The 25,064-nt window shown below is 61.1% G+C and carries 24 protein-coding genes and 1 pseudogene; 9 read left to right on the forward strand and 16 right to left on the reverse strand.

From position 1 onward, the window contains the following. Positions 1 to 46 precede the first annotated feature (46 nt). From rnc to HNP33_RS06695, 6 genes are all read right to left on the reverse strand, one after another. Positions 47 to 730: a ribonuclease III gene (rnc, locus tag HNP33_RS06670; RefSeq protein ID WP_184706716.1), complete on the reverse strand. Its 684-nt coding sequence runs from the start codon at positions 728 to 730 to the stop codon at positions 47 to 49. Then, a complete protein-coding gene (locus HNP33_RS06675; RefSeq protein ID WP_184706714.1) occupies positions 731 to 1,099 on the reverse strand; it encodes a DUF4845 domain-containing protein in 369 nt (122 codons plus the stop codon). Positions 1,100 to 1,123: 24 nt separating this feature from the next. Then, on the reverse strand, positions 1,124 to 2,092 hold the full coding sequence (gene lepB / locus HNP33_RS06680) for a signal peptidase I (protein ID WP_184706713.1): 969 nt from the start codon (positions 2,090 to 2,092) through the stop codon (positions 1,124 to 1,126). A gap of 12 nt (positions 2,093 to 2,104) precedes the next feature. After that, positions 2,105 to 3,913: a translation elongation factor 4 gene (gene lepA, locus HNP33_RS06685; protein WP_184706710.1), complete on the reverse strand. Its 1,809-nt coding sequence runs from the start codon at positions 3,911 to 3,913 to the stop codon at positions 2,105 to 2,107. 190 nt (positions 3,914 to 4,103) lie between these two features. Continuing rightward, entirely contained in the window at positions 4,104 to 4,475 is a 372-nt protein-coding gene (locus HNP33_RS06690) for a VOC family protein (protein WP_184706707.1), read from the reverse strand. A 155-nt stretch (positions 4,476 to 4,630) separates the two neighbouring features. Further along, entirely contained in the window at positions 4,631 to 5,113 is a 483-nt protein-coding gene (locus tag HNP33_RS06695) for a DUF2501 domain-containing protein (RefSeq protein WP_184706705.1), read from the reverse strand. 249 nt (positions 5,114 to 5,362) lie between these two features. On the opposite strand from HNP33_RS06695, the gene HNP33_RS06700 reads away from it, so the two are divergent. After that, positions 5,363 to 6,277: an NAD(P)-dependent oxidoreductase gene (locus HNP33_RS06700; protein WP_184706703.1), complete on the forward strand. Its 915-nt coding sequence runs from the start codon at positions 5,363 to 5,365 to the stop codon at positions 6,275 to 6,277. A 109-nt stretch (positions 6,278 to 6,386) separates the two neighbouring features. On the opposite strand, the gene HNP33_RS06705 is transcribed toward HNP33_RS06700, so the two are convergent. Beyond that, positions 6,387 to 6,677, reverse strand: coding sequence for a YkvA family protein (locus HNP33_RS06705; protein ID WP_184706701.1), 291 nt, complete (start codon positions 6,675 to 6,677; stop codon positions 6,387 to 6,389). A gap of 185 nt (positions 6,678 to 6,862) precedes the next feature. Here HNP33_RS06705 and HNP33_RS06710 point away from each other — a divergent pair, with 185 nt between their 5' ends. The 4 genes from HNP33_RS06710 to HNP33_RS06725 all read left to right on the forward strand — a co-directional run bounded on the left by HNP33_RS06710 (position 6,863) and on the right by HNP33_RS06725 (position 10,233). Next, positions 6,863 to 7,360, forward strand: coding sequence for a ribosomal protein L7/L12 (locus HNP33_RS06710; protein WP_184706699.1), 498 nt, complete (start codon positions 6,863 to 6,865; stop codon positions 7,358 to 7,360). Positions 7,361 to 7,620: 260 nt separating this feature from the next. Further along, positions 7,621 to 8,100, forward strand: a complete 480-nt coding sequence (locus tag HNP33_RS06715; RefSeq protein WP_184706697.1) for a helix-turn-helix transcriptional regulator — start codon at positions 7,621 to 7,623, stop codon at positions 8,098 to 8,100. Further along, positions 8,093 to 9,391 carry a type II toxin-antitoxin system HipA family toxin gene (locus HNP33_RS06720; protein ID WP_184706695.1) on the forward strand — a complete coding sequence of 433 codons (1,299 nt, stop codon included), beginning with the start codon at positions 8,093 to 8,095 and terminating at the stop codon, positions 9,389 to 9,391. Before HNP33_RS06715 ends, HNP33_RS06720 begins: the two co-directional genes overlap by 8 nt. Positions 9,392 to 9,483: 92 nt before the next feature. Continuing rightward, positions 9,484 to 10,233, forward strand: a complete 750-nt coding sequence (locus HNP33_RS06725; RefSeq protein WP_184706693.1) for a type 1 glutamine amidotransferase — start codon at positions 9,484 to 9,486, stop codon at positions 10,231 to 10,233. 129 nt (positions 10,234 to 10,362) lie between these two features. Here the strand turns inward: HNP33_RS06725 and serS are convergent, their stop codons facing one another. The 3 genes from serS to HNP33_RS06740 form a co-directional block, all read right to left on the reverse strand. Continuing rightward, positions 10,363 to 11,679: a serine--tRNA ligase gene (serS, locus tag HNP33_RS06730; protein ID WP_184706691.1), complete on the reverse strand. Its 1,317-nt coding sequence runs from the start codon at positions 11,677 to 11,679 to the stop codon at positions 10,363 to 10,365. Between the two features lie 133 nt (positions 11,680 to 11,812). Next, positions 11,813 to 12,796 (reverse strand): 4-hydroxy-3-methylbut-2-enyl diphosphate reductase, encoded by a 984-nt coding sequence (ispH, locus tag HNP33_RS06735; RefSeq protein ID WP_184706688.1) that lies wholly within the window; start codon positions 12,794 to 12,796, stop codon positions 11,813 to 11,815. A 2-nt stretch (positions 12,797 to 12,798) separates the two neighbouring features. Then, entirely contained in the window at positions 12,799 to 13,284 is a 486-nt protein-coding gene (locus tag HNP33_RS06740; protein WP_233464416.1) for an FKBP-type peptidyl-prolyl cis-trans isomerase, read from the reverse strand. 68 nt (positions 13,285 to 13,352) lie between these two features. On the opposite strand from HNP33_RS06740, the gene radC reads away from it, so the two are divergent. Together radC and HNP33_RS06750 are read left to right on the forward strand one after the other, a co-directional pair. Continuing rightward, a complete protein-coding gene (gene radC / locus HNP33_RS06745; RefSeq protein ID WP_184706686.1) occupies positions 13,353 to 14,051 on the forward strand; it encodes a RadC family protein in 699 nt (232 codons plus the stop codon). Continuing rightward, positions 14,048 to 14,716: pseudogene (locus HNP33_RS06750) on the forward strand (Smr/MutS family protein); the annotation flags it as partial. The gene radC and the pseudogene HNP33_RS06750, both read left to right, overlap by 4 nt. Positions 14,717 to 14,873: 157 nt before the next feature. Here the strand turns inward: HNP33_RS06750 and HNP33_RS06755 are convergent. From HNP33_RS06755 to HNP33_RS06770, 4 genes are all read right to left on the reverse strand, one after another. Beyond that, on the reverse strand, positions 14,874 to 15,989 hold the full coding sequence (locus HNP33_RS06755) for a M48 family metalloprotease (protein ID WP_184706682.1): 1,116 nt from the start codon (positions 15,987 to 15,989) through the stop codon (positions 14,874 to 14,876). 60 nt (positions 15,990 to 16,049) lie between these two features. Beyond that, positions 16,050 to 16,643: a LemA family protein gene (locus tag HNP33_RS06760; RefSeq protein ID WP_184706680.1), complete on the reverse strand. Its 594-nt coding sequence runs from the start codon at positions 16,641 to 16,643 to the stop codon at positions 16,050 to 16,052. A gap of 166 nt (positions 16,644 to 16,809) precedes the next feature. After that, the gene (locus tag HNP33_RS06765; RefSeq protein WP_184706678.1) at positions 16,810 to 17,214 is read right to left on the reverse strand and encodes a group II truncated hemoglobin; all 405 of its coding nucleotides are present in this window, start codon (positions 17,212 to 17,214) and stop codon (positions 16,810 to 16,812) included. Between the two features lie 87 nt (positions 17,215 to 17,301). Continuing rightward, positions 17,302 to 19,821 (reverse strand): ABC transporter permease, encoded by a 2,520-nt coding sequence (locus tag HNP33_RS06770; protein ID WP_184706676.1) that lies wholly within the window; start codon positions 19,819 to 19,821, stop codon positions 17,302 to 17,304. A gap of 197 nt (positions 19,822 to 20,018) precedes the next feature. Between HNP33_RS06770 and HNP33_RS06775 the strand changes: the two genes are divergently transcribed. Then, on the forward strand, positions 20,019 to 21,035 hold the full coding sequence (locus HNP33_RS06775; protein WP_184706674.1) for a sensor domain-containing diguanylate cyclase: 1,017 nt from the start codon (positions 20,019 to 20,021) through the stop codon (positions 21,033 to 21,035). Between the two features lie 92 nt (positions 21,036 to 21,127). Then, positions 21,128 to 22,342, forward strand: coding sequence for a hypothetical protein (locus HNP33_RS06780; protein WP_184706672.1), 1,215 nt, complete (start codon positions 21,128 to 21,130; stop codon positions 22,340 to 22,342). Here the strand turns inward: HNP33_RS06780 and HNP33_RS06785 are convergent, their stop codons facing one another. Next, positions 22,343 to 22,633, reverse strand: a complete 291-nt coding sequence (locus tag HNP33_RS06785; protein WP_184706670.1) for a hypothetical protein — start codon at positions 22,631 to 22,633, stop codon at positions 22,343 to 22,345. It abuts the gene before it with no gap. Continuing rightward, entirely contained in the window at positions 22,617 to 24,935 is a 2,319-nt protein-coding gene (locus HNP33_RS06790) for an FdhF/YdeP family oxidoreductase (RefSeq protein ID WP_184706668.1), read from the reverse strand. The genes HNP33_RS06785 and HNP33_RS06790 overlap by 17 nt, the downstream gene beginning before the upstream one ends. Between the last annotated feature and the right edge of the window lie 129 nt (positions 24,936 to 25,064).

Below are 25,064 nucleotides of genomic sequence, written 5' to 3' on the forward strand. Positions count from 1 at the left end.
CTGCGCCAGTGCCTTGCGGAGGTGTTTTTTTAGACGTCATAAAAGCTCAGCGGTGCTGGGTTTGCAATTGTTGCAGCATGATGGCGGCAGCCGCCTGCTCTGCTGCGCGGCGCGACGGACCCGCGCCCTGGCTCCTGGCCTGGAAGGCCGGCACGGAGCAGTCCACATGGAAAGTCTGCGCATGGGCTGCCCCCGTGGTGCCGGTCACCTCATACAGAGGCACCGACTTCTTGCGCGCCTGCAGCCACTCCTGCAGCGCCGTCTTGGCATCTTTGGAAGCAGCAGGCATATGCTGGGAAATCTCGACGCGCTCGTACAGATGGTGCACGATTGCTTCGGCCTGGGTGTAGCCAGCATCCAGATACACTGCTCCGATGATGGCTTCTACCGCATCGGCCAGAATCGAGGGCCGCTCGCGCCCGCCGGACTTGGACTCGCCTTCTCCGAGGCGCAGCACCTTGGCCAGCTCCAGCCGCAAGGCGATCTGGTGCAGAGTGTCCTGCTTGACGAGGTTGGCACGGATACGCGAGAGATCGCCTTCGGGCGTGGTTTTGAGCTTCTGGAACAGCATGGTCGATACCGCCAGCCCCAGAACCGAGTCGCCCAAAAATTCGAGGCGCTCATTGTGCTCTGCACAAAAACTACGGTGCGTTACCGCTCGCTGCAGCAACGCACCGTTCGAGAAAGAATACTGCAGGCGTTCCTGCAATCGGCTGAGTTCTGATTCCACCTATTTCACACTATCGTTAAAACGGAAGACCAAGTACACCGGCCCGTACAGCGGAATGTCGCGCTCGTAGCTATACGACACCACAATCTTGCCTTCCTGGTCCTTGGCCACTTCCAGATCCTTGTCATTGACCGAGGTCATGTCATCAATGGCCTGTGCCCGTGCATAAATGGCACGGACTTCCTGAACGGTTGTCCCTTGCCGGGCGGCCTTGATGGCAGCCTTCTTGATGTTCATGTTCTCGATCACGATCGGGACGGCCTTGCTACCCACAATCGCCAACGCCACAATGATGAAACCCCAGAGCACCAAGCCAATGAATGACATTCCGCGCTGGCGGCTACGGGTTGCGGGTTGGATGGCTCGCATAAACATTCCCTCTCAAAAGCTGTTCTAGTTAAATGATCCAATTCGCTTGATGTTACCGAAATTCATCCAGACAAAAAAGGCTTTGCCCACAATATTGGCGTCTGGCACAAAGCCCCAGTAACGGGAATCCAACGAATTGTCGCGGTTATCCCCCATCATGAAGTAATGGCCCTCTGGCACCTTGCAGACCACGCCTTCCACCGAATAACGGCAGTTTTCCTTGTACTTGAAATCGGTCACGCCCTGGACGAAATTGGGCACATCGGGGTTGATGATGGATCTGTGCGTCTTCTCGCCCAACTGCTCTTCGATCTGCTTGAAGTAGCGCATCGCATCCTGCTCAAAGTAATCAGGCTGGTTGGTGGTTGGCACAGGCTTGCCGTTGATCGTCAGCCGCTTGTTGATGTAGGCAACTTCATCACCGGGCACACCCACTACGCGCTTGATGTAGTCCATGCTGGGCTGGGGTGGGTAGCGGAACACCATCACGTCGCCACGCTGGGGAGCATTGCCTTCGGTGATCTTCTTGTTGAGGACCGGCAGGCGCACCCCATAGGTGAATTTATTGACCAAAATCAGGTCACCCACTTGCAGGGTGGGAATCATCGAGCCCGATGGAATCTTGAATGGCTCGAACAAAAAGGAGCGCAGGATGAAAACCACCGCAATGACCGGGAACAGACCTGCGGTCCAATCCAGCCACCAGGGCTGCATCAGAAGCCGCGTCTTGGCTTCTGCGACATCCGGGCCATCTACCTTCTGAATGCCCTGGGCAGCCAGTTGCGCATTGCGCTCTGCCGCCGATGATTCAAGCGCAGCAGCAGCAGCACGGCGCTTGGGCAAGAAATAGAAGCGCTCTGCCAGCCAGTAGGCTCCGGTCACCACAGTGGCCAGAAGCAGCAAAAGCGCAAAATTGCCTTCAATGGCACCCGAGTACCAGGCGCCCATATAGCCCACAAAAGCGGCCAGAATCAGTGTCGTCAGGATTGGCATATTTGCTCTGAATTATTCTTCCACTTGCAAGATTGCGAGGAATGCCTCTTGCGGCACTTCCACCGAGCCGATCTGCTTCATGCGTTTCTTACCAGCCTTCTGCTTTTCGAGCAGCTTGCGCTTGCGGGTGATGTCGCCGCCATAGCACTTGGCCAGCACGTTCTTGCGCAGCGCCTTGACAGTTTCTCGTGCAATGATGTTGGCACCAATGGCAGCCTGAATGGCCACGTCGAACTGCTGGCGGCTGATGATTTCGCGCATCTTGGCCACCACAGCCCGGCCTCGGTACACCGACTGCGAGCGGTGCACGATGATGGACAGTGCATCGACCTTGTCGCCATTGAGCAAAATATCGACCTTGACCACGTCGGAGGCGCGGTACTCCTTGAACTCATAGTCCATCGAGGCATAGCCACGCGACACCGACTTGAGCTTGTCGAAGAAATCGAGAACGATCTCGCCCAGCGGCATCTCGTAGGTCAGCATGACCTGGCGGCCGTGGTACTGCATGTTCATCTGCACACCGCGCTTCTGGTTGGCCAGGGTCATGACCGGGCCCACATAATCCTGCGGCATGTACAGGTGCACCGTCACGATAGGCTCGCGCACCTCTTCGATACGACCGGTCTCCGGCATCTTCGAGGGATTTTCCACATCGATGACTTCGCCGTCGCCCTTGACCACCTGGTAGACCACGCTCGGTGCAGTGGTGATCAGATCCTGATCAAACTCGCGCTCCAGACGCTCCTGCACGATCTCCATGTGCAGCAGGCCCAGAAAGCCGCAGCGGAAACCAAAGCCCAGCGCCTGCGACACTTCAGGCTCGAACTGCAGCGATGAATCGTTGAGCTGCAGCTTTTCCAGCGCATCGCGCAGCTGGTCGTATTCGGACGCCTCAGTCGGGTAAAGGCCTGCAAACACCTGTGGCTTGATTTCCTTGAAGCCCGGTAGCGCTTCGCTCGCCGGGCCCAGGTTGTTGGGGAGCTTCTTTTCCAGCGTGATGGTGTCGCCCACCTTGGCGGCCTTCAATTCCTTGATACCGGCAATGATGTAGCCCACCTCGCCCGCCTTGAGCGACTCGCGTGGCTGGTTGGCGGGGGTGAAGACACCGACGTTGTTGGCTTCGTAGGCGGCGCCGCTGGCCATCATCTTGAAGCGCTCGCCCTTCTTCAGCTCGCCATCGACCACACGCACCAGCATCACCACGCCCACATAGCTGTCAAACCAGCTGTCGATGATCATCGCACGCAGCGGGGCATCGGGTCTGCCTTTGGGTGCGGGCACCTTCGCAACCACCGCCTCCAGAATCTCGTCCACACCCATGCCGGTCTTGGCCGAGCACGGAATGGCATCGCTCGCGTCAATCCCGATCACGTCCTCGATTTCAGCCTTGGCATTGTCAGGATCAGCCTGGGGCAGATCCATCTTGTTGAGCACCGCCATCACTTCCACGCCCAGATCAAGCGCGGTGTAGCAGTTGGCCACAGTCTGCGCCTCCACGCCCTGCGAGGCATCCACCACCAGCAGCGCGCCTTCGCAGGCAGACAGGGAGCGGCTCACTTCGTAGGAGAAGTCCACGTGGCCGGGGGTATCGATCAAATTCAGGTTGTAGACCTGGCCATCCTTGGCCTTGTACTGCAACGCGGCTGTCTGCGCCTTGATGGTGATACCGCGCTCTTTCTCGATGTCCATCGAGTCCAGCACCTGGGCCTCCATCTCGCGTTCGGCCAGGCCCCCGCAGCGCTGGATCAAGCGATCCGCCAGGGTGGATTTGCCATGGTCAATGTGGGCAATGATGGAAAAATTACGAATGTGCTGCATCAACAAACAACAATAGAAAGGCCGGAGAAGCACGCGCTTCCCAACGGCGGGCACGCCAAAGCGGCGGGCAAAGCCAGCCGAAAGCAAGCATTGTAGGCAAAAAGCAAAGCACCCCAAGCCTGCTGGCACGGCAAGTGCCTTTTCACCATCCGAAAAACTCTCCTTGGGCTCCCCTTTGGCAGCCCAGTACCTATGCCCCATGCGCACCGGCAATGACCTGCCCGATGGACAACTCATTGCCACTGGGATCGGCTATCCGAAAATCGCGCATGCCATACGGGCGGTCTTGCAAAGGAACGACAATCCTGGCGCCAGCGTTCACGATGCCCTGGTAGCAGGTATCTATTTCAGAAACCCGCAGGTAGATATGCGAAGCACCCGCAGGGCTGGCCCCTGCGCGCTGAATCAACGTGATTTCCACCGAATCGCGGCAAACGGCAGCAATATCCGGGGGATCGCCCCAGGACCAGGCGATTCCAAATCCGAGCACACGCCGATAAAAGTCTATCGACTGCGGCAGATCTGTGACCGAAAAGATGGGAGAGACCGATTCGAATTTCATGGGTACCGCCTCTGTCTGGATTGCCACCTGCATCTCCAAGCCGACTCGCTATTGGACTCGCTATGGATCATGCGGCGGCACCATGAAAAAAGCCAGCACGGTTTAAGACCTGCTGGCTGCTTTCTCCGTGGCCCGTGCCCCACGGTTACCCTGGCTTACAGCAGCGACTTGGCATTGTCGAGCACCAAATCACAGGCCTTTTCCTTGGCCTTGCCCTTGATGCTGTCGAGGCTGAACGACTGGCCATTGGCGCCCTTGATCATGCCTGCCAGCCCGCTGGCATACCCCTCGTCCTTGGGTTCTTCCTTCTGGCCCAGGCCAATCTTGCCGAGCAACTGGTTTTTCATCTGCGCGGCCTTGTCAGCGTTCAGGTAGTTGTTCTTCATGCAGTAGGTGATGACGCCTGCGGCATTGCTTGCCGTGCCCGAGCCCGCGAGACCCAGGGTCGAGAGCGACGATGCGTCGCCACCACCCAGTGCACCGCTCAGCGCAGAAGCCGCCGATGATGAACTGCCGCTGGAGCCTGCAGCACCGCTCAACTGGCCCTTGACCGCATCGCCCAGCCCCGAAGCCTGGGCAGCAAAGCCCGCGCCGCCCAGCGCTGCCAGCAAGAAGGCGGAAATTGCAAGTTTCTTCATGGTGTCGATCCTTTCCATTGGGTTGACGGGCCCGTTCCCGCCCAGGGTGGCTACCGTAGCACGAAGGCTGCCGCTGCAAATGTGGAAGTTTGCAAACCCCACACCAGCGTGTAAGAACCTGTAGGCGTCCCCGCGCTTTACCGCGCATCTGTGCAACCTACCAGGCGCCTCTATGCACTGTCTTGTTTTTGACAGGGACAAGCGGCGTCGCTCCCGCATCATGCAACCACAGCAACAAGGAGATACGCAATGGCAGACAAGATCGGCTTTATCGGCTTGGGGCGCATGGGCAAATCCATGGCTGCCAATTTGATAAAAAAGGGATTTGTGCTGAAGGTGCATGACCTGAACCAGACTGCGGTGGACGACCTGGCAGCCATGGGTGCTGAACCCGCGCCGGTGGCCAATATTGCACGGAATTGCTCCATTGTTGTCACCATGCTGCCATCTTCGGTGGAGGTGGAACAGCTGGCACTGGCAGCCGATGGCATTTTTGCCAATGCGAGGCCGGGCACCATTTTGATGGATATGAGCACCATCGATCCACTGGCAACCGACAAGCTGGCGCGGCTCGCTGCGGCCAAGGGCCTTTCGGTGGTGGACGCGCCCGTGGGCCGCCTTGCCGAGCATGCGGATCGGGGTGAATCCCTCTTCATGGTGGGCGCGAGCGATACAGATTTTGCGCGGGTCAAACCGCTTCTGGATGCCATGGGCACCACTACACACCATTGCGGCCCGGTAGGCACGGGAGGCCGCACCAAGCTGGTCAACAATTACGTAGCCGTCAGCCTGACACAGGTGAACGCCGAGGCGCTGGCCCTGTCGCAGCGCTTTGGGCTGGACATCACCAAAACCCTGCAGGTGCTATTGGGCACCTCCGCTACCAATGGACAGTTGCGCATGAACTTTGCCAACAAGGTGCTGGTGGGTGACACCACGCCCGGCTTTACGATCGACCTGGCTCACAAGGACATGTCGCTGGTAGTGAACGCCGCGCACGCCGCAAAGGTGCCCATGCCCGTAGCCGCTGCCGTGCACGAAAGCTACAGCCTGGCGCGTGCCAGCCAGCATGGCAGCATCGATTTCTCCGGCATGGCTGATGTGGTGTGCGAGCTGGCCAAGATCGATAAGCCGCGGGTTCCCAAAGGTTGGACACCGGTCTGAACCTGCACAGACGGAAACCCATCAAAAAGGCCTGCTGAGTCACTCAACAGGCCTTGGCGCTTTACTGGCGGGCGCAATTTGCCATTAAAAAGTAGCCAATGGAGAAAACTCAACGCGCAGATGCGGTTCGCGCCTCCACACGCGCGCGCAGCGAAGCCAGCAACTCCTCTGGCAAGAACCTCCAGGCCAGCTGCAGCAGCAGATATGCGATCACGCCGTCATCCAGCCAGCCAAGTACGGGGATAAAGTCCGAGACCAGATCAATGGGACTGATCACATACAGCGCCGCCAGTACTGTTACCAGCTTGGCGAGCTTGGGCGCACGCGGATCACGCAGCACCGCCCAGGCAAGCAGTAATTCCTTGCGAAACATCGTCAGCAGGCGACCGAGCTTCCACATGGCGCAGACTCCTTCAAAATGAAACGGACGAGACTCTAACGTGCGGGCCCGCCGGGGGATGACAAGAGCCTGTGTATATTTTTACAACCCTCGATATTGGTGAACTTCGAGATCTCTGGATGAAACCAGCCTGTAGCGCATATTTCTGTACAAAAAGCTCCTCATTTGATAGCAAACAACCGATCATGACATCTCACATCCGGCCCGACATCGAAGCCGCTTGGCGGCGCGGAGACAAGGTACAAGCCATCAAACAGCTGCGCGAAGCGACCGGCATGGGCCTGGCAGAGGCCAAAAACATGCTGGAAGACATGCTGGATGGCGAGCACGCCACCGTGGACAGCGCGACTCGCCAGCAGTTGGCTCCGGCCATCGAGGCAGCGCTCGCCCGAGGCGACAAGCTGGTGGCAATCAAATTGCTCAAGGACGCGACCGGCATGGGCCTGAAAGAAGCCAAGGACCGCATTGAATCTGGCGACCCGCAGCAGTGGCAGGCCGACTACCGCGAAAGCCATGCTGCCTCACCCACCAGTAGCACTCACCCCACACCCGGCGCAGCATGGCAACAGCCGGGTTACGAGCCAGGCCGCGTGCAAGGCGCATCTACCGGCCTGCTTGCACTCGCAGGGCTGGTGCTTGCGGGGCTGGCCGCTGCCGCTTGCTGGTACTTTGGACTGCCGTGACAGACGATGCGGCCGCAGCGACTGGCCGATCATCAAAAATTGCCCAAGCACTTCTCCTTGATAGCGCACTGAGCACTGTGCCCCGCCATCGCGTGACACAATGGAGTCAATTTATTCATAGAAGAATTAATTAAGCCATAAATCTATCTTTTATGAATAAATCCCATCATATTTTGCTCCAACCTCCTACAACAGCACGTGCAATCAGAATAATATATTCATAGATATGCAAAAATTTGAGAAAGCAGTAATATCTATGAATGCCCCGCCAAAACACATCACCTGCCGACTATCCCCACGCGGTGCTCCAGCAGATTGAGCAGCTGGCGCACAACATCGCCATTGCGCGAAAGCGCCGTGGCGAATCGCAGGCGCAGTGGGCAAAGAAACTCGGAATCTCCCAGCCCACCATGGCTCGCATTGAGCGCGGGGATCCCTCTGTTGCCATGGCCTCGTACGTGATGTGCATGTGGCTGATCAACCAGGCCCAAGGTCTGGCCGATCTGGTGGCACCCCTGAATGACCATGTGGCGCTGGAAAAGGAAGTGTCCAGGGTTCGCGTCAAATGCAGGCCCACAAGCTCGACCTACTCAGCGCCAGGGGCACGCAAACGCCCTGCAGCCAGCCCGGCCACGAGCCAGCCCCCCATCCGCGTGGCAGAGCCCGCCAAAGCCTGGTCCACGGCCCAGGGCCTGGCGGCATTGATGGCCGGCCCCACCAACAAGAAGCGCGATGGCTGAACGCAGCATTACCGCCCGCGGCTACCGGCCCCAGGACCAGTTGTATGTATGGGCCTTGGTGAACCCCGCAGCACCTGTGCTGGTAGGTGAGCTGGGCCTGTCACAGCTGGTGGCCGATTGCGCCACTTTCAGCTATGCACCGCAATGGTGGAACTTTCCACTCAGCGAAGACCTGCCCATGGTGGCCAGCCAGCTTTTCAGTGCAGGCGAGTCGGCCAGCGCCCCCGGGGCGATAGATGACGCCCGCCCCGACCGCTGGGGCGAACGCATCATCCGGCATATCGACCGGCCCGCCCGGCTGTCGATTCTGGAAATGCTGCTGTTTGCCGGAGATGACCGTTTTGGGGCATTGGGTGTTTCTGTCTCGGCAGACCAATACATTCCACGCGCACTCGGCCCCTACCCCCGCCTGCAGGATGTGGCCCAGCTGGCAGCAGCAGTGGAAGACGTGCAGACCCAGGCCCCCATCACGCCCGACATTCAGCGCCTGGTGCAGCCCGGCGTCACCCTGGGCGGTGCGCGCCCCAAGGCCTTGCTGCAGTCAGAACAAGGCACCTGTGTCATCAAGTTCGGCGAGCTGGACGATCCGGTGGATACGCCTTTGATCGAACACGCCACCATGACTCTTGCCGCCAAAGCAGGCATCCAGTCGGCAGCCACGGGCGTGTTGCCGCTACCCCCACGTTACGGCAAGGCACGGCATGCGCTCACCATTGCGCGTTTTGACCGTGCAGGCCCGTACCGTGTGCATTGCCTGTCTGCCAAAACCGCGCTGCGTGCCGCAAACCTGCCCGAGAGCTACAGCGCCCTGGCCACCATATTGCTGCGCATGGGCCATCCCGAGCGGCAAGCGGCCATGCGCGAAGAGCTGTTCAAACGCATGGTGTTCAATATCCTGACGGACAACACCGACGACCACGAACGCAATCACAGCATCAGCCTGAATCTGGCTGATGGCTACTACGACCTGACACCCGCCTACGACATGCTACCCAGCTTGCAGAACCTGGGCTACCAGGCAATGGCCGTGGGCCGCATGGGGGCGGAATCCTCTGTCGAAAACGCACTGACTGAAATCAATGACTTCGGCATCAAAAAGCAACGCGCCCTAGCACTGGTTCAGCAGGTAGCCCAAGTGGTGGATGGATGGCACGCGCATTTTGAACAGTCGGGCGTGTGCGCTGCAGACATGGAATTGCTGCACGCCAGCATCGACCGTGACGCACTCCGCCTGCAACGCAAGGCCTACCTTGCTTGCGGGACTTCGGTCGGTACCTTTATGCAATCTTGATAGCATCCTGCGCAGTCTAGATGTGCGCTAAACGGCAGTTTTTCTACATTGGAGGCATCTCCACCAAGGGCTTGCGTCCCAAGCCTCCATGTATGAAACCTGTTGCCATCCTCCAGCATGAAACCTCGCAAGGCCCCGGCGTACTGCTCGATCATCTGCGGCAGCGCGGCATCTGCTGCGCACTGATTGCGCCCTGCGACGAGGGCAGCGCTCCACTGCATGCGCATGACTACTGCGGCATCGTCGTACTCGGCAGCAACCACGGCGCCAATGAGCAGCTGCGCTGGATCGAGCAAGAACACTGCCTGCTGCAAAGCGCGCTGGCGGGTGGCGTGCCCGTGCTCGGCCACTGCTTTGGCGCGCAGATGCTGGCCCGCGCCATGGGTGCGCGCGTATGGCGCAACCCCTGCGCCAATATCGGGTGGAGCCGCGTCTGGGTCACCCCGCACGCGCAGGCGCGCATGGATTTGCCGGCGCAGGCCACCCTCTTCAACTGGCACTACGACACCTTTGAGATTCCGCAGGGCGCCACCCGCACCATGTACGGCAGCCACTGCCTGAACAAAGGCTTTGTGCATGGCCCGCACTGGGCTTTTCAGGGCCATCTGGAAGTCACAGCCCAGAGCGTGCGTAACTGGTGTGACGAAGGCGAGCCCGAGCTGCGCGAAGCGGGTGGCCCAGCCGTGCAGACCAGGGCGCAGATACTGGCGCAGTTGCCCATGCATATCAACCAATTGCACCAGATCGCAGAGCGAACCTACAGCGCCTGGACTGCGCAGCTGCAGCGCCCGCGCCTGTTTTTCATGCCCAAGTGGGGAGAGGCGCGTCTGGCGCTGGCATGACCGGGAGGGCTGTGGTGCCGTGCACCAGCTTCGGCGCCACCGCACTGCCCCTCCGGCCAACATCACACAAAGCAAAAGCCGGTGCATCGCTGCACCGGCTTTACGGATTGGTGGGCAGGCTAAAAAGGCCTACACCTTCAGCACGGCCACGCCACCCATGTACGAGCGCAGGACTTCCGGGACGGTAATCGAGCCATCGGCGTTCTGGCAGTTTTCCAGCACAGCCACCAGGGTGCGGCCCACGGCCAATCCCGAACCATTCAAGGTGTGCACCAGCTCGTTCTTGCCTTGCGCATTCTTGAAGCGGGCCTGCATGCGGCGGGCCTGGAAGGCCTCGCAGTTGCTCACCGAGCTGATTTCGCGGTAGGTATTCTGGGCGGGCACCCACACTTCCAGGTCATAGGTCTTGGCGGCGCCAAAACCCATGTCGCCGGTACACAGGCTCATCACCCGGTAAGGCAGGCCGAGCTTTTGCAGCACATGCTCGGCGTGGGTGGTCATCTCTTCCAGGGCTTCATAGCTCTTGTCGGGATGGACGATCTGCACCATCTCCACCTTGTCGAACTGGTGCTGACGAATCAAGCCGCGCGTGTCACGGCCCGCCGATCCGGCTTCCGAGCGGAAGCATGGGCTGTGCGCGGTCAGCTTGATGGGCAACTGGTCTTCGGCCAGCACTTCGTCGCGCACCAGGTTGGTGAGCGGCACTTCAGAGGTCGGGATCAGGTACAGCGCCGAGGTATCGGGCACAGGCTCTGCATCCTGGCCGCCCTTCTTGGCAGCAAACAGGTCCTGCTCAAATTTGGGCAACTGGCCGGTGCCCTTGAGCGAATCGCTGTTGACGATGTAGGGCACATAGCACTCGGTGTAGCCGTGGTCGCCGGTCTGCGTATCCAACATGAACTGCGCCAGCGCGCGGTGCAGGCGAGCGATCTGGCCCTTCATCACCGTAAAGCGCGAACCGGCCAGCTTGACGCCCGATTCAAAATCCAGCCCCAGCGGCGTGCCCAGGTCCACATGGTCCTTGATCTCGAAATCAAAAGCCTTGGGCGTACCCCAGCGGCGCACTTCCACATTGCCACCCTCATCGGCGCCCACGGGCACCGATTCATGCGGCAGGTTGGGCACGGCCACCAGCATGGCCTGCAGCTCGGCCTGGATCTGGTCAAGACGCGCAGCCGATTGCTCCAGCTCGGTCTTCATGGCAGCCACTTCGCCCTTGGCAGCTTCGGCGGCGTCTTTCTCGCCCTTACCCATCAGCATGCCAATCTGCTTGGACAGCTGGTTGCGCTTGCTTTGCAGCTCTTCGGTACGGGTCTGAATGGTCTTGCGCTCCGCTTCCAGCGTCTTGAAAGCGTCAACGTTCAAAAAAGCCTGGGGGTTCTTGCGGGTCTGCAGTCGTGCGACGACCGCGTCCAGGTCTTTGCGGAGTAGCTGAATATCGAGCATGGTGTCCTCTTGGAATTCTTGGCAATTCGCGGTGGCGGACCGGTGGGCGGCCCTTGACCGGAAATTTTTTAGTGTTTTTTGGCCGCTATCGCCCTTTTCAGGAGCGCTGGCAGCTACGAATTTGATAGTTTCTTCAGTGCCCCGTCTCCGGGGATCGGGCGGAGATTTCGAGCCCACCCACATCGATCTTCAAGCCTTTGGGTAGCGGAAACTTGACGGTCTCCTGAATGCCATCCATCTTGCGCACGCTGACGGCGCCCAGTTCCTTGATACGGTCGATCACCTGCCCAACCAGCACTTCGGGAGCCGAGGCGCCAGCGGTGAGGCCCACACGGGCAATGCCGTCAAACCACTCCGGCTTCAATTCATCGGCGTTATCCACCATGTAGCCGGGTGTTCCAAGCTTGACGGCCAGCTCCCGCAGGCGGTTGCTGTTGGAGCTGGTGGGGCTGCCCACCACGATCACCAGATCCACCTGCTGGCTCATCACCTTGATGGCATCCTGCCGGTTCTGCGTGGCATAGCAGATATCCTGCTGTTTGGGCTCGCGTATCTGCGGAAAGCGTGCCTTGACGGCAGCAGTGATTTCAGCGGCATCATCCACGCTCAGGGTCGTCTGCGTCACCACGGCCAGCTTTTCGGTCTGCCCGGGGTTGACCCTGGCCACATCCGCCACGTCTTCCACGAGGTGAATGCCTTCGGACAGCTGACCCATCGTGCCTTCGACCTCGGGATGCCCCTTGTGGCCGATCATGATGAACTCATAGCCTTCCTTAGCCAGCTTGGCAACCTCGACATGCACCTTCGTCACCAACGGACAGGTTGCATCGAAAATGCTGAACCCCCGGCGCTCGGCCTCCTGCTGCACCGCCTTGCTGACGCCATGGGCGGAGAAGATCAGGGTCGCACCCGGAGGCACATCATCCAGCTCTTCGATGAAGATGGCGCCCTTGGCCTTCAAATCGTTCACCACGTAGGTGTTGTGCACGATTTCATGGCGCACATAGATGGGCGCGCCAAATTTCTCGATCGCGCGCTCGACGATCTCGATGGCCCGATCCACCCCCGCGCAGAAGCCGCGCGGTTCGGCCAGAACGATTTCTTGCGGCCGCAGCATGCTCAAAGCACCCCGATCAGCTTGACTTCAAACGTCACCGGTTGGCTCGCCAGCGGGTGGTTGAAGTCAAATTGCACAGCACCATCGTCGCGCACCTGCAGGGCCACGCCCGCATAGGTGCCACTGCCATCCGGTGTAGGGAACTGCACTACGTCGCCCTGGGTGTACTGCTCCATCGGATCGCCCAGCTCATTGAGCAGCTTGCGAGCCACCCACTGCACCATGTCGGGATTGCGTTCGCCAAAGGCAACGCCAGCGGGCACATGGAAGGTGGTGTGCGCACCCTCTGGCAGGCCCAGCAGCAGGTTTTCGACCTCAGGCGAGAGCTCGCCCATGCCCAGCGACAAAGTGGCGGGCTTGCCATCGAAGGTATTGATCACATCGCCCGCCGGGCCGGCCAGGCGGTAATGCAAGGTCAGAAACGATCCGGGTTGTACCACTGGCGCATCGGCAGGCAGCGGCGTCACGGGGGCCATCGGAGTAGTCATGCAAATCCCTATAAACTGGTTCGTATTGTAGGTTGTAGGGTGAAACCCTGCACCAAAACCAACTCCGCTTGCCCATGAAAGACCTGCCCCCTGACAGCCTGCCACGCGAAAAGTTGCTGGCACGCGGCCCCAGCGCCCTGACAGATGCCGAGCTGCTGGCCATTGTGCTGCGCACCGGCATGGCAGGCAAAGGCGTTCTTCAATGGGCGGGCGAGTTGCTGGCTCCTCGCACCGCTCAATCCAGAAGCAGTTTTGGTGGTTTGTCAGGACTGCTGCAAGCCAGCGACGCCGACTTGCGCGAAGTCAAGGGTTTGGGCCCTGCCAAGCGGGCCGAGTTGATGGCAGTACTGGAGCTGGCGCGCCGCGCCATGGCCCAGCAGTTGCAACAACGCACCGTGCTGGACGGCGCAGCCACAGTCAAAGCGTATCTGCAGCTGCATCTGGCCCACAAGCAGCATGAAGTGTTTGCCGTGCTGTTTCTGGATTGCCACCATCAGTTGATTGCGCTGGAAGAGCTCTTTCGGGGAACCCTGAGCCAGACCAGCGTCTATCCGCGAGAAGTGGTGCTGCGCGCACTGCACCACCACTGCTCGGCCGTGATTTTGGCGCACAATCACCCCAGCGGTCAGGTAGCGGCCAGCCCAGCCGACCGGCAACTGACGCAAACCCTGAAGGCCGCTTTGGCGCTGGTGGATGTGAGTGTGCTGGACCATATCATCGTTGCGCCTGGCGCCACGTTGTCGATGGCCGAGGAAGGTGAGATGTGAGCAAACAGGAGAAAGCAGCAGCGGCTGCATCTCTCAAGGATTGGAAACAGTTGCGCAAGGCTCTTGCCACATTGGCAGGCGAGCAGGCTGCGCAACGCAAGGCCGAGGAGCAGGCTCGCCAGCAGGCACTTCGTCAAGCAGAGCGCGACCGCGAGCTTTTCCGCAGGGCGGTGGGAGCCGTGCGCCCATTGCCGCACAACAACCACGTCACCCAGGACAATGTCCCCCCCGACCCACTGCCACTGCAGCACTGGGCGGATGAAGAACGCGTGCTGATCGAGGCCATGAGCGATGAATTCGATGCCAGCACACTGCTCGACACCGACGAGCAGTTGAGCTTTCGTCGCAGAGGCATTGGCCGCGATGTGGTGCACAAGCTGCGCGCAGGGCACTGGAGCATCCAGCGCCAGATCGATTTGCACGGCATGCGGACCGACGAGGCACGCGAGGCACTGGGCAACTTCATCCGCCAGTCGCACCGCCAGGGCTTGCGCTGCGTGCGCGTGGTGCACGGCAAGGGCCTGGGTTCGCCCGGGCGCATGCCGGTGCTCAAGGGCCGCGTCCACAGCTGGCTGGTGCAGAAAAACGAAGTGCTGGCTTTTGTGCAGGCACGCCCTGCCGAAGGTGGTGCAGGAGCGCTGGTCGTACTGCTAAGACCATCACAAACCAATAGCAGCGCGGTAGCCGTAGCCGATGCCTTGCTGCAGATGCAAAAGCTGGCGCAAGAGTCTGCGCAGATGCCTGCACCCGATCCGGTGATGGAGCAGGTCGCTCTCTGGGCAGCACAGTTGCGCAGTTCCAGAAAATCCTAGCGACAGAAGCTCAGCCCTCGGGTTTGGCCAGCGGCAGGGGCGCGGAGAATGGATTCACCCAGCGCTGGTGCTCCTCCTGCAGCGGCAGGGCATCCTGCTCTTGTCCATAGATGCGGGCGATGCGCTCTTCCAGACGGGGGTGCGAGGCCAGCCAATCTGCGCCACCAAGGTGCCAGGCATCGTGCAGTGCATCGCTGTCCTCTACATCCACCAGCAGCATGTGCGCAATCAGGGGCGAGTGCAAGCCGGCGCCGCGGCGCATGCCGGGCAGGCTGTGCATGGCCGCTGCTTCGTGCGCGTGGTCCTGTTGCCACAGGGCCTTGCGCAGTGCACGGCCCAAGCCGTCGGGGTTGCGTGTCCACTGCACCGCCTGGGCGTCGGCCAGGTATTCGCGCTGACGCGACACAGCCGCTTTGAGTGCCTGACCGGCCAACCAGCCTAGCCAGCCCACGGCCATCAATGGCCAGCCGAAAACAGGCACACCGCGTTCAGACCATTCCTCACCATAGTTGAACAGCATCTCCAGGCCAAACACGTAGCCCGCCAGCTCCATATTGAGCCGCGTATCACCTTCGTGCAGGTGAGACAGCTCATGCGCCACCACGCCCTTTAACTCATCCCGGCTCAGGTATTCCAGCGCTCCCATGGATACCACGATGACCGCATCCTTGGCCTCCCAGCTGGCAGCGAAGGCATTGAGAGACATATCGCGCGGGAGCACCATGGCCTGCGGCAGCCGGGCACCGGCGGCAATGCACAGCTCCTGCACGATGTTGGCGTACTGCTGCTCCGCATGCGACAGCGCGGGCCGCGCTTCACGCGCGCCCAGCTGCCTTGCCAGATGCAGACCGCCCTGCCTGAGGTTGTCACGCTTGATCCAGGCACCGCCCAGCACCATCAGGGTGACCAAACCGACATTGGTGGCCAGAAAGCCGGTGGGGTAGGTAACTGCGGCCTGCTCCAGCGTCAGCGGCGTAGTGGCCACCATCACCAGTGCCGGAGTCCAGAACACCAGGGCCAGCCCCAGATGCACCGACACCACGATGCCCAGCACCAATAGCAAAAAGGCCCCGAGGAGGCCTTTGGTGCTGCGCCGTGCGTCGGCCTGGAAATCCCAGAACTTCATCGCTGCAAGATTTGAGAGATTTTTGGGCCGCAGCGCACAACCGGAGCGCGCCAGCAGCCATCAAAATTGAACACGAATGGCTTCGCGCTCCTGCGCGCTCTGCGTGGACTGCAGCATCGGCAACGCAGGAAATCCCAGCAGAGCCGCCACCACAACCGCCGGAAACGCCTTGGAGGCGTTATTGAACTCCAGAACCTGGTCGTTATAGGCCTGGCGAGCATAGCCAATGCGGTTTTCCGTACTGTTGAGTTCTTCGCTGAGCGAGCGCATGGTGGCGTCCGCCTTCAACTCCGGGTAACTCTCGCTCACCGCCATCAAGCGGCCCAGTGCGCCACCCAACGCGGTTTCTGCGGCCACCATGGCCTGCGTCACCTCCGGCTTGCCGGGGGCGGTGCGCAATGCAGCAGCTGCTGCCTGGGCCTGCCCCCGCGCGCGAATGACTGCTTCAAGCGTCTGCGATTCATGCTCGAGGTATTTTTTGGCGACTGATACCAGATTGGGAATCAGATCGTAACGGCGCTTGAGCTGCACATCGATCTGCGCCAATGCGTTGGTGGTGCGGTTACGCAATTCCATCAAGCGGTTGTACACCATGATGCCCCACACGATCAGCACGGCCAATACCGCTGCCACCACCATCCAGGTTGTGTTCATGTTCCCTCACCCATCCTCTATATTTTTGGTGAGGCCATTATGGAGCCATGCGCACCTGAAAACAAAAAAATTCACACTTGAGAAATATCAGGTTTTCTGCATTTTGTTACTTTTATATCTTTTCATTCATTTTTTTATCGAAGACGTTGATGTGTAGCAAAATTCATCAAACGCCCCGGTTACGCATCCAGTCCGCAGTCTGGAAAAAGCTCTGCTGCAGACGCGCACGCAGCGTTTCGTCGACCCCCACATCGCCCATGGCCTGATTCATACATGCCAGCCACTGGTCACGCTCGGTAATACCGATGGAAAACGGCATATGCCGCATCCGCAGGCGCGGGTGGCCAAAGCGGCTGATGTAATGATCGGGCCCGCCCAGCCATCCGCACAGAAACCAGAACAGTTTGTCGCGCGCATCATCGAGGCTGCTGCCATGGGTGGCCCGCAGGTCCCGATAGCCTGGCTCCAGATCCATCAAATCGTAAAAGCGATCCACCAGGGCCCGTACCTGAGGCTCGCCGCCAATCCATTCAAACGGCGTATCAAAAGGGGGCTTTTCTTCAATTTCCATATAGCAGCCAATTCAACTAAGATGAAATATACCGCCAGCGCTTGATGTACGAGCGCCAGCAGCTATCAAAACGATACTGCGCAATGCCTATTCCGCGGCCTCGCGCAAAGTCACCACCACAGGCCGACGCAGGACTTCGCGCAACCCCCACCAGCCAGCCAGCAGGGCCAGAACTGCGCCACAGGCGCCACCGGCCAGCGGCACCCACCAGCGAGGCGTCCAGGCAAAGTCGAACACGTAGCGAGCCAGCGCCCAGCCTATGGCCACGGCCACCACGCTGGCCAGAACGCCTGCGAGCAAACCCACGCCCGCCAGCTCGGCGCGCTGCACCTGGCGCAGCAACTGCGCGCGCGCGCCCACCGCGCGCATGATGGCGAACTCCCGCGCCCGCTCCTCGCGCGTTGCGGTGATCGCGGCAAACAGAACCACCAGGCCCGCCGCCAGCGTGAAACCAAAGAGGAATTCCACTGCCCGGATGACCTGGTCCAGCACCCGCTGCAGCTGCGCCACCGTAGCGCGCAAATCGACATTGGTGATATTGGGAAACTCACGCACCAGCGCATTGTCAAAGCCCGCTACATCAGGCGCGCGGTAGGCAGCCAGATAGGTCACGGCTACATCATCCACGTGCTCCAGCGGGTACATGACAAAGAAGTTCGCGCGCATCGATCCCCAATCCACCTTGCGCAAGCTGGTGATGGTGCTCTCGCGCTTCACGCCGCCCATGTCGAACAGCAGACGGTCGCCCAGCTGGAGGCCCAAGGTCTTGGCAATGCCCTCTTCCACGCTGATGCCCTGCACATCGCCCGCCACCCAGCGGCCCTGCACCACCTGGTTGTGCTCTTGCAGGTCGGTGCTGTTGGAGATGTTGAACTCCCGGTCCACCAGGCGCTTGGCACGGTCTTCGGTATAGTCTTGCGGCCCTACGGCCTTGCCGTTGATCTGAATGAGGCGGCCGCGAATCATCGGGTACCAATCCACCTTGCTGATACCCGCCTTGGCCAAGGCAGCACGGAAGGCATCGGACTGATCCGGCATGATATTGATCACAAAACGGTTCATCGCATCGGGCGGCGTCGTCTGCCGCCAGGTCTGGATCAGGTCGGTACGCAAGAGCACCAGCAGCACCAGAGCCATCAGGCCTACAGCCAGACTGCTGATCTGCACCATCGCAAACGCAGGCCGCGCCGCCACCTGGCGCGTCGCCAGCACCAGCCACTGCGGCGCGGTTGCCTCATGCACGCAGCGGCGCAGCACGGCAATTGCCACTGCACTCAGCAGCGCGAACACCAGCACGGCTGCGGCAAAGCCGCCAACGGCAATACCGCCCAGCGCCCAGTCACCGCTCACCAGCATCAGCAGCGCAGCAAAACCAGCCATGCCCACCAGCAACACCGAGGCCGACGCCGGTCGCATGGCGCCCAACTCACGCCGCAGCACCCGCAGCGGTGGAACCTGGGCCAACTGCAACACCGGCGGCAGGCCAAAAGCCAACAGCAAAGTCATGCCCATGCCCAGCCCCACGCCAATCGGCCAGGCGCTCGCAGCCGGCAACTCCACCGCAAGCAACCCGGCCATCAAGCCGATGAACAGGTAGTGCATGGCAAAACCCAAAGCGACGCCAATCAGGCTGGCGGCCAGCCCCACTGCAAAAAACTCCACCAGATAGGAGCCAGCAATAGCGCGCTGCGAAAGACCGAGCACGCGCATCAGCGCGGCGCTGCCCAGGTGTGCATTGGCAAAAGTGCGAGCTGCCAACGCCACAGCCACGGCAGAGAGCAAGGCAGCCAGCAAGGCCACCAGATTCAGGAATTTCTGCGCACGATTGAGCGTCTGCTCCATCTCCGGGCGGCCGCTTTGCAACGACTCCACCCGCACGCCATGGCTGTCCGGAGCTGCTACCTGCTGCTCCGCCCACTGCAGGAACTGGGCTGTGGCATCCGGCGCACCGGCCACGGCATAGCGATACACCAGACGGCTGGCCGGCTGCACCAGGCCGGTCGCCTGCAAATCACTCCAGCGCATCATCACGCGCGGCGCAAAGCCCAGAAACCCGGCGCCCCGGTCTGGCTCAATGGAGATGATGCGGCCAATCCTGAATGCCTGGTCCCCCAGCCACAGCGATGCACCCATGCGCAGGCCCAATGCCTCCAGCAGACTGGCATCCACCCAGACCTCGCCTTGCGCGGGAATCCCCTCTGCAGGTGCGTCGGCTCCATCGATCGCCTGCGCAACACGCACCCGGCCACGCAATGGATAACCGTCCTGCACGGCCTTGAGCCCTACCAGGCGGGTCTCGCCGCCATCCGCGTCAGCGGCCCGCCCCATGGTCGGAAAGCTCACCGTCGCCACGCCCTGTAAACCCAGCTGCGCTACCTTTTGCGAGAACGCAGCAGGCGTCGGGTTGTCGCTGACGATGACTACATCGCCACCCAGCAGTTGGCTCGCATCGCGCTGCAGTCCAGCCTGCAATCGGTCAGAGAAAAAACTAACCGAAGTCAAGGCAGCCACCGCCAACGCCACGGCTACCAACAACAAACGCAACTCACCCGCGCGCCAGTCACGCACCAGGTTGCGCCATCCGAGTCCGAAAATCTTGTGTCCCATGGCCGAAACATAACTGATGCACGCTAATCCCCTGCAAGCGGCGGGCATCCGAGGCACACAACCAGTCCCTGCGCCGGGAAATCCAGAATCTCGCTTGCGAGGGAACGCCGCTATTTCATGCAGGGGCGCAGGGCCTTTGAACAGCCGCACAAGCCAGTTACGATATGCAACACGCTTGCCGTCTAGAGTTTCATGCCATGGATACGCTGCTTTCACAACTGGCCCACACTGTCTCAGAGGCACACAAACTCGAGGATCTGGCCCGCCCCATGCTGGAGATGCTGCAAAAACTCACCCAGCTCGAGTCGACGTACCTGACCCATATCGACCTGAACGAAGGAATGCAGCATGTGCTGTATGCCAGCAATACCCAGCGCCTGTACATTCCTGAAGGCCTGAGCGTCGCGTGGGAAGACACCCTGTGCAAGCGCGCGCTGGAAGAGCAATGCCCCTACAGCGCCGATGTCAGCGAAATCTGGGGCGATTCGCAGGCGGCGCGGGCACTGGGCATTCACACCTATGCCAGCACACCCGTGCGGATGGCCAATGGTGCGCTGTTTGGCACCCTGTGCGCTGCCAGCGCGCATGCACTGCCCATTACCCTGGAAGCGCAGGATGTGATGCGCCTGTTTGCCCACCTGATTGCCCAGCAGGTGGAGCGCGAACAGCTGCTGGCCACCGTGCAGACCCAGAACGCCGCCCTGCTGCGCCTGGCCAGCACCGACGCATTGACCGGGCTGCCCAACCGCCGCGCCATGGCAGAGCAACTGGCACAACTGCTGGAACTGGCAGCACGCCAGCAATGCCATGTACTGGTGGCGATGATCGACATGGACGGCTTCAAAGCCATCAACGACCGGCACGGCCATGAGGCAGGCGATCACTTTTTGCAGCTGATCGCGCAGCAGCTGCAAGGCGCTGTCCGCGGCTCAGACCTTGTAGCCCGCCTGGGCGGCGACGAATTCGTATTTGCCGGCCTGGGCCCCCCGCTGTTGACCGACCCGGCAGCAGCTCTCCACGAGACGCAGTTGCGAATCTTTTCGAGCACCTTGTCCCCTGGGTTGCAGCTTGGGCCTGAGCTGGTGCTGCCCTATGGCGGCGCCAGCGTCGGCATTGTTGCTGTGGCTCCTGGCCAATGCACACCGGATTCCGCCCTTCAGCAGGCCGATGCCCAGATGTACCAAACCAAACTGACGCGCAAGCAACGGCACTGAGCCAAGGCCCTCCGTCTGTGGCGCGCCTTGCCAGCCTATGCATAATCAGCTCCACCCAGAGGCAATTGCCGCCAAGCCCTGAGGGAGCACCCATGAGAGCCATCAACACCAACTTCAGAATTCTTGCGTCGTCCGCACTGGGGTGGAGCGCCTGGTACCTGGCCGCCGCCTGCGCAATGCAGCCTGCATACGCTGCGCCAGAAGGCGTTGCCAGTGGCAGCTGCGAAGTGGTAGTTGCCGGCATCATGCGCACCAGCGACTACATCTACCGCTACGAAGGTGGATGCAAGAATGGCCTCGCCGAAGGCCAGGGCACCGCCAGCTGGCAACTGCGCCACGCACCCGATGCACCGCCCACCACCTGGAAGGGCCGATTCAGCCAGGGTGTTTTTCTGGAGAACAAGCACACCGTTGGTGCCCGCCGCGTGGACAACACCCGTGTCCTGCTCGATATGGGCTCCATGCCCGCACCCCAAGGGGCGCAACCGGGTCGCCTGTGGGCGGAAAGCCGCGTGGAAGGCAAGCTGCCTGCGTCGGCCTGCCAGCCTCTGGGGCTGCAGGTATCGGCCAACGGCAACCTGGCCGACGACGCCCTGGCGCGGGATTGGCTCGACCGGGCTTATGCACACTGGCAATCCCTGTGCCCGGATGGCGCTGCGGCCGTCAAAGGCGGCTTTCTGCGTGTCAGCCTGCAGCGGGGCGGCGACTGGTCGCCAGATTCCAATGGCAATATTCCCAGCGGCGTGGTTCAAGCCACGAAGCAATTGCGCAAGCAGCCTCCCGAATGGTCCAGCTATCGCAATGAAGCCTCGCAACAACAGGCCCGTCTGCAGCAAGACCAGCAGGACGCCAAAGACCTGCAGGCCAACCGGGACCGCATCCATGCCTTTGCCAAGAAGACTGGCGCGGGCCAGTTGGTCTCGCTGGAAGCCTTGGAGAAAAACCCCTTCCGCTTTGACAAGCAGGTCATTCTGGTGGCTGTGCGCATGGCTGCCGCCCGCACCGCCACCGAGGCGGTGGTGCAACCGGCCAGACGCACACGCGGCGACTGGTCGCGCGTGCTGCTGCGCGGAGCCATTGCTGAGTGGGACGCGCAAGGACGTGTGGCGGCGGTACGTGTCCATGGCCGCTCCACCGACAAGGCCACGGAAGACGCTGTGGTCTTGGAATTGGTGGAGAGCCAGCGCTGCAATGCGCCCAACTGCGAAGACTTTCTGCTGATGCCCGGCAGGCAATGGCTGCTCGATGAAAAATTCAGCACCCTCACCCCGCCCGGGAGCTTTCGCCTCGCCTTGAACCACCCCTGACTATCGGGTTTGCTGCAACCCCGCAGCCAGCGCACGGCCCGAGAGCGCCAGACTCACCAGCCAGCGGTTATCGGCCTGCCGCACCTTTACCCAACCCGGCCCGGCACTGGCATTGACGCCCAGGGCCACATCGCCCATCAGGCTCAACTCCCGCATCAGCACGCTCGCACTGGCGCCCAGATGCCTGGCAAGGCGCGGCAGCGAAACCTCTGCCCCCGGGGCATCCTGCAGATCCGCCAGGGCAAGCAGAATCCGGGCGGCCAGGGGCAAGGTGTCAGGCAGCGACGTCATGGGCGGTCGCAGCGCGCTCCAGCACTACCGGAATCGATTTGGAAGTAGGCGTGCCCGCACGCTCTGCCACCGCCGTCAGGGGCACCAGCGGATTCGTCTCGGGATAGTAAGCCGCCAGATTGCCGCGTGGCGTATCGTAGGCCACCAGCTTGAATCCGTCCGCCCGGCGCTCCACGCCGTCGTTCCACACAGTACGGATGTTGACCCAGTCCCCGTCACGCATGCCCAACTCGCGGATGTCTTCTGCATGGATGAACAGCACGCGGCGCTGGCCGAACACGCCCCGGTAACGGTCATCCATGCCATAGACCGTGGTGTTGTACTGGTCGTGCGAGCGTGTGCTCTGCAAGGTGAAGACGCGCTGCCCCGGCGAGCGCTCACGAGCCCGTTGCAGCGGCGTATTGCGGGGCAGTGCATGGGCCTGGAAAGTTGCCTTTCCCGTGGCGGTAGCCCACAGCCGCTCGCTGGCCGTATTGCGCAGACGGAAGCCGCCAGGCACCGCCACGCGCTGGTTGAAGCGGGCAAAATCCGGGAAGACCTTCTCGATCTCGTCGCGGATCAGGGAATAGTCCCCCATCAGCGCCAGCCAGTCCACCTGGCTGCGCGCCCCCAACGTCGCATGCGCCAGGCGGGCAATGATCGCAGGTTCGGAGAGCAGGTGTTCGGACGCTGGCGGGTTGATGCCCATCGAGATGTGCACCATGCTCATCGAGTCTTCCACCGTCACGCCCTGCGCCCTGCCGTTTTGCAGATCGATTTCAGTGCGCCCCAGGCATGGAAGGATCAGCGCCTGCCGCCCATGCACCACATGGCTGCGATTGAGCTTGGTGGTGACATGTACCGTCAGATCGCAGCGCTGCAGTGCCTGCCAGGTGGCGACCGTGTCCGGCGTCGCGGCTGCAAAATTGCCCCCCAGCGCAAAAAACACCTTGCCTTTGCCATCCCGCATAAGGGCAATGGCTTCTACCGCATCGACGCCATGCGCGCGCGGCGGCTCAAAGCCATACACATCGCCCAGGCGGTCCAGCAAGGTGGCAGACGGCTTTTCCCAGATACCCATGGTTCGATCGCCCTGCACATTGCTGTGGCCCCGCACGGGACAGGGCCCTGCGCCCGGCCGGCCGATGTGGCCGCGCAACAGCAGCAGGTTGGTGATCATCTGGATGGTGGCCACCGAATGCGCATGCTGCGTAATGCCCATGCCCCAGCAGGCGATGACGCTGGGCGCCCCGAGGTATACATCTGCAGCCGCGCGCATCTGCGCTTCGGTCAGGCCCGACATGGCTTCCAGCTCTGCCCAGCTTGCATCCTGCACGCTGGCAGCCAATGCCTCCAGGCCCATGGTGTGCTCGGCGATGAAGGCGTGGTCGAGCACGCCTGGAGCCCCACTTGTATGCGCTGCCGCCTCTTGCTCCAGCACATGCTTAACCATGCCGGTAACAGCCGCCAGATCACCGCCAATGCGCAACTGAAAATAATGCGTGCTGATGGGCGTTGAGCCCAGAGTTGCCATCTCCAGCTTGTCCTGCGGATCGGCAAAACGCTCCAGCCCGCGCTCGCGCAGCGGGTTAAAGCTGACGATGCGTGCACCGCGCTTGTGCGCAGCACGCAACTCGCCCAGCATGCGTGGGTGGTTGGTGCCCGGGTTCTGGCCAAAGATGAAGATGGCGTCCGCCTTTTCAAAATCAGCCAGCTCGACCGTGCCCTTGCCGACGCCGATCTGTTCGCGCATCGCCGTGCCGCTGGGCTCATGGCACATATTGGAGCAATCGGGGAAATTATTGGTGCCGTATTGCCGCACAAACAGCTGGTACAGAAACGCCGCCTCGTTGCTGGCCCGGCCCGATGTGTAGAAGATCGCCTGGTTCGGATCCGGCAGCGCATTCAGGTGCCTGGCGATGATGACAAAGGCTTCGTCCCAGGCAATCGGCTGGTATTTGTCACTTGTCGCGTCATACACCATCGGATGCGTGAGGCGGCCCTGGTCTTCGAGCCAGTAGTCGCTGTGCGCAGCCAGCTCCTGCACGGTATACCGCTCAAAAAGCTCGGGGCCTGCGCGACGGGCGGTGGCCTCTGCCGCCACGGCCTTGACACCGTTCTCGCAGAACTCGAAGGTCGATGCATGGTTGCGATCAGGCCATGCACAGCCGGGGCAGTCAAATCCATCGGGCTGGTTGGCAGACAGCAGCGTCTTGGCCCCTTTGAGCGCTATGTTCTGGTGCAGCAGCGCATTTTTTACGCTGTTGAGAGCGCCCCAGCCCCCGGCAGGGCCCGCATAGAAGGCAATTTTTTGTTCGTGCATGGCAAGCGTCCCACCAGACAGGGCCAGTGAATGAATGCCCGCATTTCAGCCGCGCGATTGACTTTGGTCAAATTTCTTATCGCAATGCCGGCATTCAATATAAAAATGTGAGCTGCCTGCCCTTGCAGG

The organism is Comamonas odontotermitis (genome assembly GCF_014207855.1).
GTDB lineage: Bacteria > Pseudomonadota > Gammaproteobacteria > Burkholderiales > Burkholderiaceae_C > Comamonas > Comamonas odontotermitis_A.